This is a genomic window from Dasania sp. GY-MA-18 (genome assembly GCF_024734385.1).
Classification (GTDB): Bacteria; Pseudomonadota; Gammaproteobacteria; order Pseudomonadales; family Dasaniaceae; genus Dasania; species Dasania phycosphaerae.
Window position 1 is genome coordinate 1 of sequence record NZ_JANHAP010000020.1, and the last position, 13,500, is coordinate 13,500.

General features: G+C 44.3%; 14 protein-coding genes. 10 read left to right on the forward strand and 4 right to left on the reverse strand.

The genetic code is table 11. The features are described from left to right. Positions 1-148 precede the first annotated feature (148 nt). From NO559_RS16645 to NO559_RS16665, 5 genes are all read left to right on the forward strand, one after another. Entirely contained in the window at positions 149-922 is a 774-nt protein-coding gene (locus tag NO559_RS16645; RefSeq protein WP_258333008.1) for a hypothetical protein, read from the forward strand. Between the two features lie 78 nt (positions 923-1,000). After that, positions 1,001-1,495 carry a hypothetical protein gene (locus tag NO559_RS16650; RefSeq protein WP_258333009.1) on the forward strand — a complete coding sequence of 165 codons (495 nt, stop codon included), beginning with the start codon at positions 1,001-1,003 and terminating at the stop codon, positions 1,493-1,495. A gap of 44 nt (positions 1,496-1,539) precedes the next feature. Next, positions 1,540-1,872 carry a DUF2750 domain-containing protein gene (locus NO559_RS16655; protein ID WP_258333010.1) on the forward strand — a complete coding sequence of 111 codons (333 nt, stop codon included), beginning with the start codon at positions 1,540-1,542 and terminating at the stop codon, positions 1,870-1,872. A gap of 9 nt (positions 1,873-1,881) precedes the next feature. Next, positions 1,882-2,463, forward strand: coding sequence for a YdeI family protein (locus NO559_RS16660; protein WP_258333011.1), 582 nt, complete (start codon positions 1,882-1,884; stop codon positions 2,461-2,463). Positions 2,464-2,766: 303 nt separating this feature from the next. Further along, positions 2,767-3,168 carry a GFA family protein gene (locus NO559_RS16665; RefSeq protein WP_258333012.1) on the forward strand — a complete coding sequence of 134 codons (402 nt, stop codon included), beginning with the start codon at positions 2,767-2,769 and terminating at the stop codon, positions 3,166-3,168. A gap of 52 nt (positions 3,169-3,220) precedes the next feature. Here the strand turns inward: NO559_RS16665 and NO559_RS16670 are convergent, their stop codons facing one another. After that, positions 3,221-4,093, reverse strand: coding sequence for a carboxylate/amino acid/amine transporter (locus NO559_RS16670; RefSeq protein ID WP_258333013.1), 873 nt, complete (start codon positions 4,091-4,093; stop codon positions 3,221-3,223). 205 nt (positions 4,094-4,298) lie between these two features. Between NO559_RS16670 and NO559_RS16675 the strand changes: the two genes are divergently transcribed. After that, a complete protein-coding gene (locus NO559_RS16675; RefSeq protein WP_258333014.1) occupies positions 4,299-4,496 on the forward strand; it encodes a CPXCG motif-containing cysteine-rich protein in 198 nt (65 codons plus the stop codon). Positions 4,497-4,517: 21 nt separating this feature from the next. Here NO559_RS16675 and NO559_RS16680 read toward each other — a convergent pair whose 3' ends face one another. Together NO559_RS16680 and NO559_RS16685 are read right to left on the reverse strand one after the other, a co-directional pair. Next, positions 4,518-6,134, reverse strand: coding sequence for a methyl-accepting chemotaxis protein (locus NO559_RS16680; protein ID WP_258333015.1), 1,617 nt, complete (start codon positions 6,132-6,134; stop codon positions 4,518-4,520). Positions 6,135-6,332: 198 nt separating this feature from the next. Then, a complete protein-coding gene (locus NO559_RS16685; protein WP_258333017.1) occupies positions 6,333-8,876 on the reverse strand; it encodes a choice-of-anchor D domain-containing protein in 2,544 nt (847 codons plus the stop codon). A 509-nt stretch (positions 8,877-9,385) separates the two neighbouring features. Here NO559_RS16685 and NO559_RS16690 point away from each other — a divergent pair. Next, positions 9,386-9,745 (forward strand): DUF962 domain-containing protein, encoded by a 360-nt coding sequence (locus NO559_RS16690; RefSeq protein WP_258333018.1) that lies wholly within the window; start codon positions 9,386-9,388, stop codon positions 9,743-9,745. 41 nt (positions 9,746-9,786) lie between these two features. On the opposite strand, the gene NO559_RS16695 is transcribed toward NO559_RS16690, so the two are convergent. Next, positions 9,787-10,278 carry a DUF2938 domain-containing protein gene (locus NO559_RS16695; protein ID WP_258333019.1) on the reverse strand — a complete coding sequence of 164 codons (492 nt, stop codon included), beginning with the start codon at positions 10,276-10,278 and terminating at the stop codon, positions 9,787-9,789. A 413-nt stretch (positions 10,279-10,691) separates the two neighbouring features. On the opposite strand from NO559_RS16695, the gene NO559_RS16700 reads away from it, so the two are divergent. The 3 genes from NO559_RS16700 to NO559_RS16710 all read left to right on the forward strand — a co-directional run bounded on the left by NO559_RS16700 (position 10,692) and on the right by NO559_RS16710 (position 13,497). After that, entirely contained in the window at positions 10,692-11,870 is a 1,179-nt protein-coding gene (locus NO559_RS16700) for a N(5)-(carboxyethyl)ornithine synthase (RefSeq protein ID WP_258333020.1), read from the forward strand. 181 nt (positions 11,871-12,051) lie between these two features. Next, positions 12,052-12,444 carry a DUF3465 domain-containing protein gene (locus tag NO559_RS16705; protein WP_258333021.1) on the forward strand — a complete coding sequence of 131 codons (393 nt, stop codon included), beginning with the start codon at positions 12,052-12,054 and terminating at the stop codon, positions 12,442-12,444. Between the two features lie 63 nt (positions 12,445-12,507). After that, on the forward strand, positions 12,508-13,497 hold the full coding sequence (locus NO559_RS16710; protein WP_258333022.1) for a 2-hydroxyacid dehydrogenase: 990 nt from the start codon (positions 12,508-12,510) through the stop codon (positions 13,495-13,497). The last annotated feature ends 3 nt before the right edge of the window (positions 13,498-13,500 follow it).

Consider the following 13,500-nt stretch of genomic DNA (forward strand, 5'->3'; position numbering starts at 1 on the left):
CATTGAATTGTTCTACAACAGCGTCAGGAGACATTCTACCAATGGCTACAAAAGCCCTAAGGAATACGAACGAATTTATTACGAGAAGTGCGCGTAACAACGTGTCTACTTTTTGTGGGTAGGATTACTGTAAGGAGAGATCGAAGCATTGAGCGAGGTATTTGATAATAATACTGATTTTGAAAAATGGCTTGAATCGAATTTTTGGTTTCAAGATGGCTACTTATTAGATTACAAAGTCGAAGAGTCTAAAAGTACTATTTACTTGAAGCTTGCTTACCAAATTGAAGGAACCTATGAAGCTAATACGGAGAGAACTCTAAGAGTATTCTCAATGAAAGCTGAGGGAGTACGTAGTAATACTGCTCTAGAAGACGGAGAATGGTCTAAAGATCACTGCATGGAAGGCTTAGATCTTAAGGATAGTCGCATTATTTTATTCACTCTTGACGTTCCTAAATCTATTGAGATTGAGTGCAGCAGCGTAACCATCAATCAAGGACCAAATAAGATAGAGCTTGTGGAGCCGTGGCTTAGTGAAAGTGAAATTTTTATCACTGTTCAAGGAGAGAAGCTACCCACTCCAGCAGAATGGCTGCAATGGTTTAGTGAGCAGGGACATCGCTTGGGATGGCGGTATTACTCTGGGGAGCTCAAAGAGGCATCAACCATTCCACCACAGGAATATGACGGTTGGTATTTGCAGGCTGTAGCCCTAATACCACAAACGAGTCAGGGGCTGTTTTTTAGGCATTGCAAAGACAATGGCAATTCTTTTGATATATCGTTCCAGAGAACCGAGTTATCTGATGATATTTGGTCTACCTTGAAGCAAGTGATATTGAGATTTAAAAACATTGAAGTTCGTTCAGGAAACTGCAAGTTTAATAACGAGCAATGGAGAAGTAGTGTCGTCAGCTAACAAGGCAATGCTGTCGGACAAATTTTCCGCTGCGCTCCAAATTTGCCGCAGAGCGCGGCGTTAACACAGAATCTAACAATGAATAAATATCTAATATTTCTTATATCATTTTTAATCGTATCTTGCGCTCAGCAAGAAATACATGATACCACCGGTTTCCTTGATGTTAAGAGGCAAGACTTGAGTAAGTATTGGACCGGTAAAATCATGCCTTCAGGGACTTACCCGAGATCATTATCTAATGCTATGCAAAACGCATGTGTATTTACTAAATATTCGATTAACTCCAATGGGGAAGTTGTAAACCCTCAAATATTAAGCTCAATTCCAAAAGTTAAAAATGACGTCATCTCATACTCAATGAGAAGCTTTAAGCGATCAAAATTTAAACCGTCAATAGAAAATGATAACCTTATACCAGTGAATACATATCATGTTTTTACGTTCACAGTATTCGAAGATCATGTTTCAATTGATGAAGCAAAAATAATAAGTGCCAACCTTAAAAATCAATGTGAGAATGTGTTAACAAATATAGTCACCGGAAAATCTACTACGCCTTCGGCTTCGTAGTTTTCAGGTGCTATAGGCGTTACGTTTCAAATCGATAACTGATCATGAACATAGAATTAATTGGCGAAAAAAAGTATATGCATTCAATCCTCAGCCAAAAAGGATTATGGGTGCTAATGAAGGAGAATAGTCTTTATACTATCACCGCCGAAGAAGGTAATGCCGTTGCTACTTGGGAATCCGAGAGCAAGGCTATTGATTTTTCTCAAAAGCTTAACGAAAAAATGAAGAGTATGTTCGTGCCACTAGACCTATTCTTAAACAAGTGGCTTTCATCAACTGAAATGAATATAACCGAAATATTGGCATCACCAAAGCATAATGTTGCCGCACTTACTTATACAACCAGCGAGTTCATCAATGCTGCCAAAACGTAACAAGCAACCGTGATTAAAACAAGCCCAAATCTTGCTGAAATTAATTCATTTGCCACACCCAAAGACCTCAGCGAGTGGCTAAGGCTAAATCACGCCACAGAAAACGAGCTATGGATAAAAATATTCAAAATAAAGTCAGGTATAGCTAGCGTAACTTGGGATGAGGTAGTGATTGAATCGCTTTGCTGGGGCTGGATAGATGGCATCAAGAAGTCAATCGATGAACAGGCCTATCTACAGCGTATCACCCCCAGAAAAGCAGGTAGCAACTGGTCTAAAAGGAACACCGAGCATGCAGAGCGTTTGATAACTGAGGGCCGGATGATGGAACCAGGGTTGGTACATGTTCGTGCGGCCAAAGCTGACGGCCGCTGGCAAAACGCTTATGTGGTAAGTGAAATGGAAGTACCTGCGGACTTTCTTGCAGCGCTGAAGAAAAAACCGGCTGCGAAACAGTTTTTTGCAACGCTCACGAAATCTAGCCGTTATGTCATTGCCTACGGACTGACAAGTGCGAAGAAGCCAGAAACCAGGCAAAGGCGATTTGAAAAGTTTATAGGCATGCTAGCCAGAGCAGAAAAACCGACTTAGCTTTCAAATTACCTAAGCCCTTGGCACACTCTGTAGCTGGGTTTTATTGCAGTATTAGCCGTAAGCATTATTTCATTTATTGTATTCGGCAAGCTTTACTTTGTAAGCGCACCAGTAGAAAGTATCATCCTAATAGTTGCCATGGTGCCGGGCAGAACCACTAAAGGCCATGCCAAAAATAAAGGCTGAGTTAATAAAGCTCATAACTAGGCCAGCCATGATGGGCCAAACTACTGTGCAGCTTTTGCCCTTGTTAGCAACGTACAGCTGCGTCACCTACTAGCCAATGATAAGGAGGGGTTTATGAGTGTTTACTTTGGTTCATGCCTGTGCGGCACTGCAAAATTTGAAGTACAAGGGGAGCTAGACAGCTTTTACCTATGCCACTGCCAGCATTGTCAAAAGGATACTGGCTCTGCTTATGCAGCAAACTTATTTTCGCAGTCGGCTAAGTTGACTTGGCTAACGGGCACAGATTCTGTGACTACCTTTACACTGCCAAATACTCAACACAGAAAAAGTTTTTGTAAGCTTTGTGGCTGCGCATTGCCAAATACACATAGCGCAGGGCTACTCGTCATTCCTGCAGGCTGTTTGGACAGCAAAGTTGCAATATCGCCAACAGCCCACATTTATACAGCTAGTAAAGCTGATTGGGAAAGTAAGTTAGACGCACTAGTAAAATTCGATGGATTGCCAGATTGAGATATCATCGCCACAACAACTAAAGCACGTAGGCGAGGCTAAGCTATCACCTTTAGGCCATTTTTGTTTGCTGCGTTTTTTGGTTGAACTTATCATTTACCAGCAGCGCGAATAAAATAATGGCACCACCTATGCTAAGGCGCAGTATATCGGCATCACGGTTCCAAAACAGCACATTGACGACTATGCCCGCAGGAATCAATAAGTTATTAGCCACCGCCAAGGTGCCAACACTGACCTGGGTTGCGCCTTTGTTCCAAGCAAAATAGCCAAGGCCAGATGCCACTACACCTAAGTAGCTCAAAATAGCCCATTGCAGCGTGGTAGTGGGCAGCTTATCGCCATTGCCCAGCAGCAGGTAGCAAGGGCTAACAATCACTAACGCGCCTATAAAAAACCACGCAAACACGGTGCGTTGCGGCAAGTCTATAGGCTGTTTGGCAATTATGCGTTTGTAAGCCACCTGCCCCGCCGCAAAACAAAGATTTGCGCCTTGCACAATCAACAAGCCCTTCCAATAACCCGCATCTACCCCTTGATAGCGAATGGTAACCGCACCAATAACCGCCAATAGCGCACTAATGATAAAACCAATATTCAGCCGCCTATCAATAATGTCGTTTAGCAGGGTGATGTAAATGGGCGTCATTACGGTAAACAGTAAAACTTTAGGTACCGATAGGTATAAAAAGGATTGGTAATAAAAGCCATACATAATACCCAGCTGCACAGCCCCACATAGCATTAGTTGCACAGCGACTGTGGTTTTAATTTGACGCGGCTTTAAAAACGGTAAAAACACCAGGGTAGCTAAGGCCACCCTCATTAATACCGAAAACCAAGCATCGACCTGGCCAGCAAGATACACGCCGATTAAGCTAAAAGAAAACGCCCACAATAGGGTAACGGCGATAAGCATAGGCATGAGGCAACTTCCACACAGTTAAAAGTCGCCAAGTTTACCGGCAACTTTAATAGGGGTACATTACTTTGCAAATATAAAAACTAACAATTTGTTAGGGTTTACCGTTGTAGCTTCGCAGGGTAAGGGCTACAGTCTCACTAGGTGTACATTATTTATTATGCTAATAACTTAACTTAATGGCAGTATCAAACCCGGTAAATTACCTATGGATACTATTTATGAAGAGTCAGTAGACTGCCCGTATTGTGGTGAGAGGATTGAAGTATTAATCAACACCGAGGATGCCTCGCAGGCCTATATCGAAGATTGCCAAGTATGCTGCCGCCCTATTAGTTTTGTGATTTCCACAGCCATGAATGGCGAGTTACACGTTACTGTACACAGTGAAAACGACACGTACTAACAGGGCTTTATATTTCTACAGCTACGATTTTTTAAACGTAAACTGACTAAGATGTAATTGCAGGTCTGCCGATATATCACTCAGTGTTACTGCCGAGGCGCTAGTATGGGCAGCGCTATCTAATGCCTCGCTAGCGTGCCGCCTAATATTCGTTAGTAATTCGTCCACTTCTGCGACTACTGCTGATTGCTCTTTTGCTGCGGTAGCAATATGGGCTGACATATCATCTATTTGTTCAACCGACTCGGCTATAGTGTCCAGTGAACTACCTGCCCGCTGCGCCTGGGTCACCGCCTCGGTGGCGATTGCGGTGTTGCTTTGCATCACGGTTACTGCATTTTTAGTTCCCATCATCAATTGCTCTATAGTAATTTGGATTTCATTGGTTGAATCCTGGGTGCGCTGCGCCAGCGTGCGAACCTCGTCCGCCACCACAGCAAAGCCTCTACCTTGCTCGCCAGCCCTAGCCGCCTCTATAGCCGCGTTTAATGCTAGCAGGTTAGTTTGTTCAGCTATGCCCTGTATAACATTTAATACATTTGAGACATTGTCGGCATGTTGCTCCAGCTCAGTAATTTTTTTGCTGGAATGATGAACCGTATCTGCCAACTTGTTAATAATTTTAACCGCCTCTGTAACCTCTTCATGGCCAGCGCTAGTCACCTCGGAAACCTGATGGGCCACATTAGAGGTATTGGCGCTATTATGTGCTACTTCTTGCGCGGTGGCGGCCATTTCGTTTATGGCAACAGCTACTTGGTCTGTGTCTCGCTGTTGTGTTTCCGAGCGCAGCCTTGCCTCATCAACTTTACCTGCCAAGCCATTAGCCGATTGGTTAACGGCATCCGCCGTAGCAGAGATACGCAGCATTAAAGCCTCTAGGCTTCTTACCATTTGGTTAAAAACCGCACCAAAACGGCCGACCTCATCGCTACCAGTAGCACTGGATGAAACTGTTAAATCGCCCTGCGCCACTGACTCTGTCATGCTGAGCATTTCTTGTAAGGGTTTCAACATGCGGCGATTGACTTGCCAATAGGTCAACAGCAGCATCGCTATAGACAGTGCAATAAACGTTAAAACTAACCTGCCTGAATTAACACTAGCTTGGTAAAGCTCGTCCACCTGTCGCTGTTTATCATCCGCAACGACTTGCATAAGTTTTTCGTATATAGGCTGCATTTTGTCTGAAGCCGATTGATACTCTTTTGAATGCAAGGCTGCAATAGCCAGCTGCTGATCAACGTCACCTTTAACAGTAAACTCACCATCACTGCCTTTAAATTTACCCTGCATGGCATGGTAAGCAATGTTTTCCAACTCATAAACGGGGGCTGCCAGCGCTATCGCTTTGTCACGCTGCTCTAGCGCTTGTTTAGGAAATCCTAAATAACGCATATAGGCCCCGGCCGTGAGTGTTTTACCTGTTGGCCATGGCTTTTTTCCGTAGACTACATCGATAATATCATCATATTGCTGCCTGGCTTTTTCATCACCAGTAATTGCGTACTGACGAATTAAACGCACGGTTATTTCGTTAACCATACGGTAAAACGACAACATATTAGCTGCTTCATTTTGTATACGGCTGGCTTGATTGAGCTTTTCTTGGTTGGATAATAAACCTAATACAAGCACTGAATTTACAAGCAATAGAATAGCTACCACACCAACAACTATCTGAAAAAACCGCTTTAATGTCATTTTTTTACCTCGGGCGTAGTTACATAAACCACAACCCCGTTGAAATACATATTAATAAGCTATTGCCCTATGAGCCGCCGTATCAAAAAAGCCCGCCATAAGGCGGGCTAAGTTTGCTTTGCGTAGTTTTACTCAGTTACATATTGCACTGATTTTATTTAACTCATTTAATGTGGCGGTAAACGAGTAATCAAAACCATCGCTAAAAAAGTAGTAGGTCATACCATTAGGTAGCATCTGTATACCTATACCCCCGTAACCAGACATATAGGGAATCCAGGTTTCTGCATTACAGTTTTGCACTACGCTAGAGGCGTTTAAATCGTAGGCCCAGAAACTATTATTGTAATAACCCGTCGGGGTCGATTGCGCAGGGTCCAAGGGTAAGCCACGGTCATTGGCATTGCGCTGCAAGCTGGCATTAACCATAGCGGCATCTAATACCTGTACCCCATTGATTTTGCCATTATCATTGTTCAGCATCTCGGCTAACTTCACCACATCATCGCGATGGTAGAACAAACCTAAACCGGCTACAGCCGCAGACTCTGCATCCCTAGTGCGTATAGTCTCAAACATTGAAGGGCTTAAACCCAAAGGCTGATACACATCGGCCACTAATAAATCTGCAAAATATTCTTTACTAGCGCCCTCTTGGCCCTTGAGGTACTCATTCACGCCACGGCCGACTAAATACGTATCCGATGAGTGGTAAACCCAAGTTTGCCCTGCCGCCTCTTTATGGCTGTAAAAATTACACGATATATCGACTTTTCCGCTGTGGGTATTGGTGTACAACCAGTCAACTGCGTAGTTAGTCTCATCGGCCTCGTAGGCGGCAGAGTCGTAATTACCTGTAGCCATATCAAGCGCATCTTCTAAAGTGACACTACCCCACTTGCTGGTATTGCTACATTCAGGCACATAGTTTTTGACAATGGCGTCCTTTGAGCCTGTATATTTTTGCTCCAGGCGCATCAAGCTTAAGCCACCTACTACTGACTTGGCAGTTGAATACGAAGGCAAAGTCATAACATCACAGAATGGATAAGTGCCATATCGCGTATTACAGCCGCCCACATAGTGAACACCGTTATATACCACACCAAACACCGACAAATCAGCAGCGGCCTGATCACTTGCTATATTGCTGATATTAACCCCTGCGGCTGGGTAATCTGCTGCTAGCTCAGCTATAGATTTGGTAACCATACGATTAGCCACTTCTGTTTCGTATGCGCTCTTAATGGCAGCTGCCGACGATACAGAGCTTGGGGTATAGCTGGCCGCTAAACGACCGTACATATTAAATTGATAATAGGCGCAGGTTTCAGAAGCGATTTGGTATTGCACATTGGAAATACTACCGCTGTTATTAAATAGAAATGTTAATACACCGTTGTGCGAGCAGTTTTGATTATATTCAACCAAAGTAAATGGGATGGCTGCGCGGCTATACCCGTTATCGCTGTTTTCATCCCATACCCGGCCAGGCTCTAAAATCAGGTCCCACTCGCCTAAAGTGCTGCCATTTTCAATTAAACCACGCACTTCGGGGATAATATGAGTGCCATGCTGTACAAATTTATAATTAAAATTTGGTAGTTGCTTGGCGCCGGCTAAACTGCCGTATGCAAACTCATCACTAATCTCCACCCAGCCGCGCTGAACGCCGGTAAATGACAGCGTGCCTTCAAATGTATTACTGGGGTTAGCCGCATTAGCCGGTAGGCTAAAGCCACTAAAGTCCACCAAGCTGCCATTAGTTGCACTGCCTGTTAAGTTTGCATAAGTCACTGTTGAGCGGCTGACATTGCCATTGCCGGTTAAGCAGTCATAATCACAACTGCCCTGTGCTAGGCCAGTACCGCTCACAGCAATATTCACAACCGACTCATCACTATCGTCAGAGTTAATGATTAAAGTATCGTTAAATGAACCTGCAGCCGTTGGTGAAAAATCCACGGTAGCCGTACAGCTATTACCTGCGGCAACAGAGCTATTTGAACAATTATCTACACTTAAACTAAATGGCGAGGCCAAACCTGCCAAACTGCCAACAGCCAATGCCGCATCGCCCTCGTTACTAATGGTAATAACGGATGTGGATGAAGCCCCAACTTGCACAGAGCCTAAATTACCAGAGCCTGAAACGCTAATCTCTGGCGCGCCACCGCCACTGCCAGCTGTGCCAGTAACCAACACATTGTCTAAATAACAATAATCATTGGCGAGGTTACCCGCTGCGCGCACACGTAATTTGAAGTTAGTGTTATCGTCTGCACCGGCGGGCGAGCCACTATAGGATCTAAAGGCTGAATCATCGCTGCCGTCCGCCACGGTAAGTAAAGTAGTCCAGCTGCTGCCACCATTGCTTGATACTTCGACGTAACAGGCGTCACCATACTCTAAAGAGTAAGCAGCTAAATCCAGGGATACCGACACAGCAATATAGCCATTGGTTGCAACACTTGCTTCAGCTGTTTTTGTGCGGCTTACCCGTAATGATGCATTGGCACCGTACCAGCTAACTGTTGAATAACCTGCGCCAGAAGCCGTCCAGCCGTTACTCGTACCATCCTGAAAGTCGTCATAAAAAATCGTATCGGCCTGCGCCGATAAGGCCAAGCCCAGCGCAGCAGCCAGGCAACTGGCCCTTACTGTTTGATATTTCATATTATTATCTCTCATTTTATTATCAACTATGGCCAGCTCTTGTTGTTTATGAACTAATTAATACCCAGTAAAAATTAGCCTTACCGCCAAAAACAACTTTGATACAAATATAATGAAAGTGATTCACCCACACTTAAAAAGCGACATCCCTAGCATCAAACACTACCAATACTTTTTGATAGCGTTTTTCACATCACTCACTACTGGCACCCTAGGAATAAGACTACCTTTATCATTTTTAGGGCATAGAACCAGTTATCAGCTAAAAATTGGTCCAGTTTCTAGCATGGCTAAATATTTTAACAGCCACATCGCCAGCATCAGTTAGCATCTATTATTAGGGTGTCCGAAAGGGTATGTATAGGATTCATTAAGCTATAAAATAGCTGCTCATAGGCTGACAAATACAGCACCATTATCAAAATAATTATTTGTCGATAAATTTCATATAATCAGCTATTTTAATGAGCATGGATTTTTATAAGTGAAAGCAGATTTAAGGAAATAAATTGAACATCAGAGAAATTATCAAATGGCAATGGAGCGGATACGCAAAATATCATCAATCGCCTATAAATCTTTGGTTACATATTATTTTTGTACCCCTGTTTATAGGGGCGGTTTTGTCATTTATAGCAGCACTGCTTAATTTGGATATCTTTGGAGTATTAATTTCAGTGTTACTTATGATCACCGCAATTGGTATACAAGGTGTTGGGCATTGTAAAGAAACTAATCCAGCAGAACCTTTTACTAGCCTACGCAATGCAATATTTCGTATTTTTATAGAACAGTTATACACTTTTCCAAAATTTGTATTGTCTGGCCAATGGCTTAAAACTCTTAGTGGCAAGCCCCCTACTAAGTAGCAGTTAAAAAACGGTAGCTGCTAATTGTTTAAGCCTGACGTTTATAGCGAATTAAAAATCTTTAATGCCCAGCCAGACACATACAGACCGAGACCAAACACTGTATGTGTGATAAGGCTTTGCACCCGGGCTGAGGATGGGCGTGGTGTTTTGCAAGCGGCAATACCTGCCCCCATACCCGGTTGCATTAGCAAGAAGGGGGCGACAACAGTAGCTATACCAACGATAAGCGCGGGGGCAATCGTTGGGCTGCGTAGCCATGACTCACCCCACATACCCACTAACAAGGCAGCAAATGCCACACCAATCAAATAGTGGGCCACCCACCCTAGGATGCGTTCGCCGGGTATGCGAGGGGATGCTGCAATAGCCTCATGGCGAAATTGCCCGTGGCCCATGTGTGCCAGCCAACGCCCCACTAGGCCATAATTTGGCGGCGGGATAGCTAGCAGTGGTTTTCGGGCAATACTCCACAAGTCCATTACTGCTGTTGCTCCAATACCGATTAACACTATGGATAATAGGTTGCTCATCACGGTCTCCTTTGCTTATCTTTAATTGGCAGTACTGATATCGTACAAGCTAAAGTCAACTTGAGGTCAAGGGTTTTATGTCTATCGCCAAAACTACACTACCAGCTATAGACCCGATCCTTAGAGCCTAAAACTTATGCTATGGCTTATACGAAATAGATATTGTCTAAACTGCACGCAGTTGTGTTACGGTGAGTCCAGTTAAGATGAAAACTGAAAAGCGTCTAATAACTATAATCCAGCCTTACAAGCTGATTCAGTTTGATACTCCCATCCTTTCCACAGAGCTTCGCTGTCTGAAACTCTGGCACAGCGTCCACAGATCCGAACAAAACAACAGGCCTATTGGCGATAATGGTAACTCGTTCATGAAGTCACACCTTTTGAATTTTTAATAACAAGGAACGACAGTTATGAACACATCGAAAATAGGCGTTATTGGTAGCTCAAGAAAAGTCGATGAACGACGATTTCCAATCCATCCAGAACACTTGTCGCGCATCCCTGAAGCTCTGCGCCGCCAACTGATATTTGAGGAGGGCTATGGCGCCCCTTTCGGCATTAGCGATTCTGATATTGCGGCGCTCACCGGCGGCATTGCCACACGCCACCAACTACTGGCCGACTTAGATACGGTGATTATCACCAAGCCGGTGCTAGCTGACTTACAAGAGCTACGCGAAGGTGCAACTCTGTGGGGTTATGTGCACTGTGTGCAGCAGCTAGATATTACCCAAGCAGCTCTAGACCGAAAACAAACATTGATTGCTTTTGAGGATATGTTTATTTGGTCACCTAACGGATACATTGGCCGCCATACCTTTTACAAAAATAACGAAATGGCCGGCTACTGCGCAGTAATACATGCTTTGCAACTAAAGGGTATTGATGGCCATTACGGCAATCAACGCAAAACCATTATTTTTAGTTTTGGTGCGGTTAGCCGCGGCGCCATATACGCGCTTAAGGCGCATGGTTTTAGAGATATTACCATTTGCATTCAACGCCCAGAGCATGAGGTGCGTGAAGAAGTACTGGACTGTACCTATGTTAGAGTTCGAACCGGTAACGAAGGCGAAGCGCGCATGATAGTAGTGGACCACGACGGCAGCACACGGCCGTTGACTGAGCTAATTAGTGAATCCGACATCATTGTTAACGGCACCTTTCAAGACACGGAACACCCCACCGACTTTGTTACCGAAGCAGAAAGCGCATGTCTAAAGCCCAACAGTCTTATTATTGATGTCAGTTGCGATGAAGGCATGGGGTTCTTTTTTGCCAAACCCACTACCTTCAAGCAGCCGCTCTTTAAGTATAAAACCATTGATTACTACGCAGTGGATCATACCCCTAGTTATTTATGGGAAAGTGCAACACGCTCAATTTCTGCGGCATTAATTGTTTATTTGCCTACAGTGCTGGCTGGCCGTGCGAACTGGTATAAGGATGAGACTATTCGACGGGCTATTAATATTGATAGGGGGATCATCCAAAACCCCGCTATACTGGCGTTTCAACATCGTGAAACAGAATATCCTTATAGATACCTTAATACTGCTAACAACATCCCCCCTAAGCATGTTGCCTAGTCTTTACATCCTTTTAATACAAGTACACGGCTTGGGCTAACGCCAAGCCGTTTAATGACCCGCCCATGAGTAAGTCCATACTTTAACCCAGAGTAAAGTGTACCTACAAAGTGTTATAAAAATTGCTTTATACTGCCCCCTACCCATAGATGAATAGCCACCGCATCAATAATATATAAGTATGAAACATCTCGCTCTAATCATAGCCCTAAGTCTTTTCAGCCTGTGTAGCCACAGCCACGATGGACAGATCATAGCCCAAGCCTATGCCAGCCAAATCAGCGACATACAAGTTAGAGGCAGCGGTGTGGTGATAAAATTATTGCCTGACGATACGGTAGGCTCACGCCATCAACGTTTTATACTGAAGCTGGCTGATGGCCAAACACTATTAATTGCCCACAACATTGATTTAGCCCCCAAAATTGACAAGCTTGCCATAGGTGACCAAGTAGAGTTTTACGGCGAGTACGAATGGAATCCTAAGGGCGGCGTTGTACACTGGACTCACCACGACCCCGCAGGCCGCCACCCCAATGGCTGGCTAAAACATAAAGGGGTGACTTACCCTTAGCTTCGCTTGCTTATTCTGAGCCCTGTTGCTACAAAGATAACTCCCCCCCCTAAGAGGTAGCTCATGAAAACTCTTTTTTTTAGCAGCAAGCCCTACGATAAAAAATTTTTCACCCTTGCAAATCATCAGCAATTAGCGCTGCGCTTTGTTGAGGAGAAATTATCCATTACCACGGTAAATTTACTCAGTGATGAAACCGCAGTGTGTGTATTTGTTAATGATATTGTTGATAAAGAGGTAATCACAGCCCTGGCCGAAAAAGGCGTTAAGCTTATCGCCCTGCGCTGCGCAGGGGTCAACAATGTCGACCTGAATGCAGCCGCTCAACAGGGTATTAAGGTGGTACGGGTAGCAGCATACTCACCCCATGCAGTAGCCGAACACACCTTAGGGCTAATGCTGTCATTAAACCGTAAAATGCACCGAGCCTATAACCGCACCCGTGAGGGTAATTTTGCCCTAGAGGGTTTATTAGGCTTTGATTTTTATGGCCGCACCCTGGGTATTATTGGCACCGGTAATATAGGCGCTATTGTGGCCACTATCAGCGCGGCCATGGGCATGCAGGTGATAGCCCACGACCCAGTTACTAATCCCCAGTGTGTCGCGCAAGGGGTAGACTATGTAAGCATGGAGCAACTATTTTGCCAGGCGGATGTTATCTCCATACACTGCCCGCTCACCCCGCAAACCCAACACTTAATTGATGCTAAGGCGTTGGCAAAAATGAAAACAGGGGTGATGATTATTAATACCAGCCGGGGTGCCGTACTAGATACCAGCGCTATTATTGATGGTCTAAAAAGTAAAAAAATTGCTTACTTAGGTTTGGATGTTTACGAGCAGGAAAGCGAGTTATTTTTTGAAGACCTGTCGTCAGAAATTATTCAAGATGATATTTTTGGCAGGCTGCTCACCTTCCCCAATGTATTAATCACAGCCCACCAAGGCTTTTTTACCGAGGATGCGCTGACGAATATTGCCGATACCACCTTAACCAGCCTGGCTGAATTTTCACAGGGCAAAGCGCTAAGCCATCAAGTAAAAATATAGGCT

Bases quoted from the DNA above. Each gene is read 5' to 3' on its own strand.
- NO559_RS16650 (WP_258333009.1), top strand. From the start codon at position 1,001: ATGAATAAATATCTAATATTTCTTATATCATTTTTAATCGTATCTTGC.
- NO559_RS16655 (WP_258333010.1), top strand. From the start codon at position 1,540: ATGAACATAGAATTAATTGGCGAAAAAAAGTATATGCATTCAATCCTC.
- NO559_RS16665 (WP_258333012.1), top strand. From the start codon at position 2,767: ATGAGTGTTTACTTTGGTTCATGCCTGTGCGGCACTGCAAAATTTGAA.
- NO559_RS16670 (WP_258333013.1), bottom strand. From the start codon at position 4,093: ATGCCTATGCTTATCGCCGTTACCCTATTGTGGGCGTTTTCTTTTAGC.
- NO559_RS16675 (WP_258333014.1), top strand. From the start codon at position 4,299: ATGGATACTATTTATGAAGAGTCAGTAGACTGCCCGTATTGTGGTGAG.
- NO559_RS16685 (WP_258333017.1), bottom strand. From the start codon at position 8,876: ATGAAATATCAAACAGTAAGGGCCAGTTGCCTGGCTGCTGCGCTGGGC.
- NO559_RS16695 (WP_258333019.1), bottom strand. From the start codon at position 10,278: ATGAGCAACCTATTATCCATAGTGTTAATCGGTATTGGAGCAACAGCA.
- NO559_RS16700 (WP_258333020.1), top strand. From the start codon at position 10,692: ATGAACACATCGAAAATAGGCGTTATTGGTAGCTCAAGAAAAGTCGAT.
- NO559_RS16705 (WP_258333021.1), top strand. From the start codon at position 12,052: ATGAAACATCTCGCTCTAATCATAGCCCTAAGTCTTTTCAGCCTGTGT.
- NO559_RS16710 (WP_258333022.1), top strand. From the start codon at position 12,508: ATGAAAACTCTTTTTTTTAGCAGCAAGCCCTACGATAAAAAATTTTTC.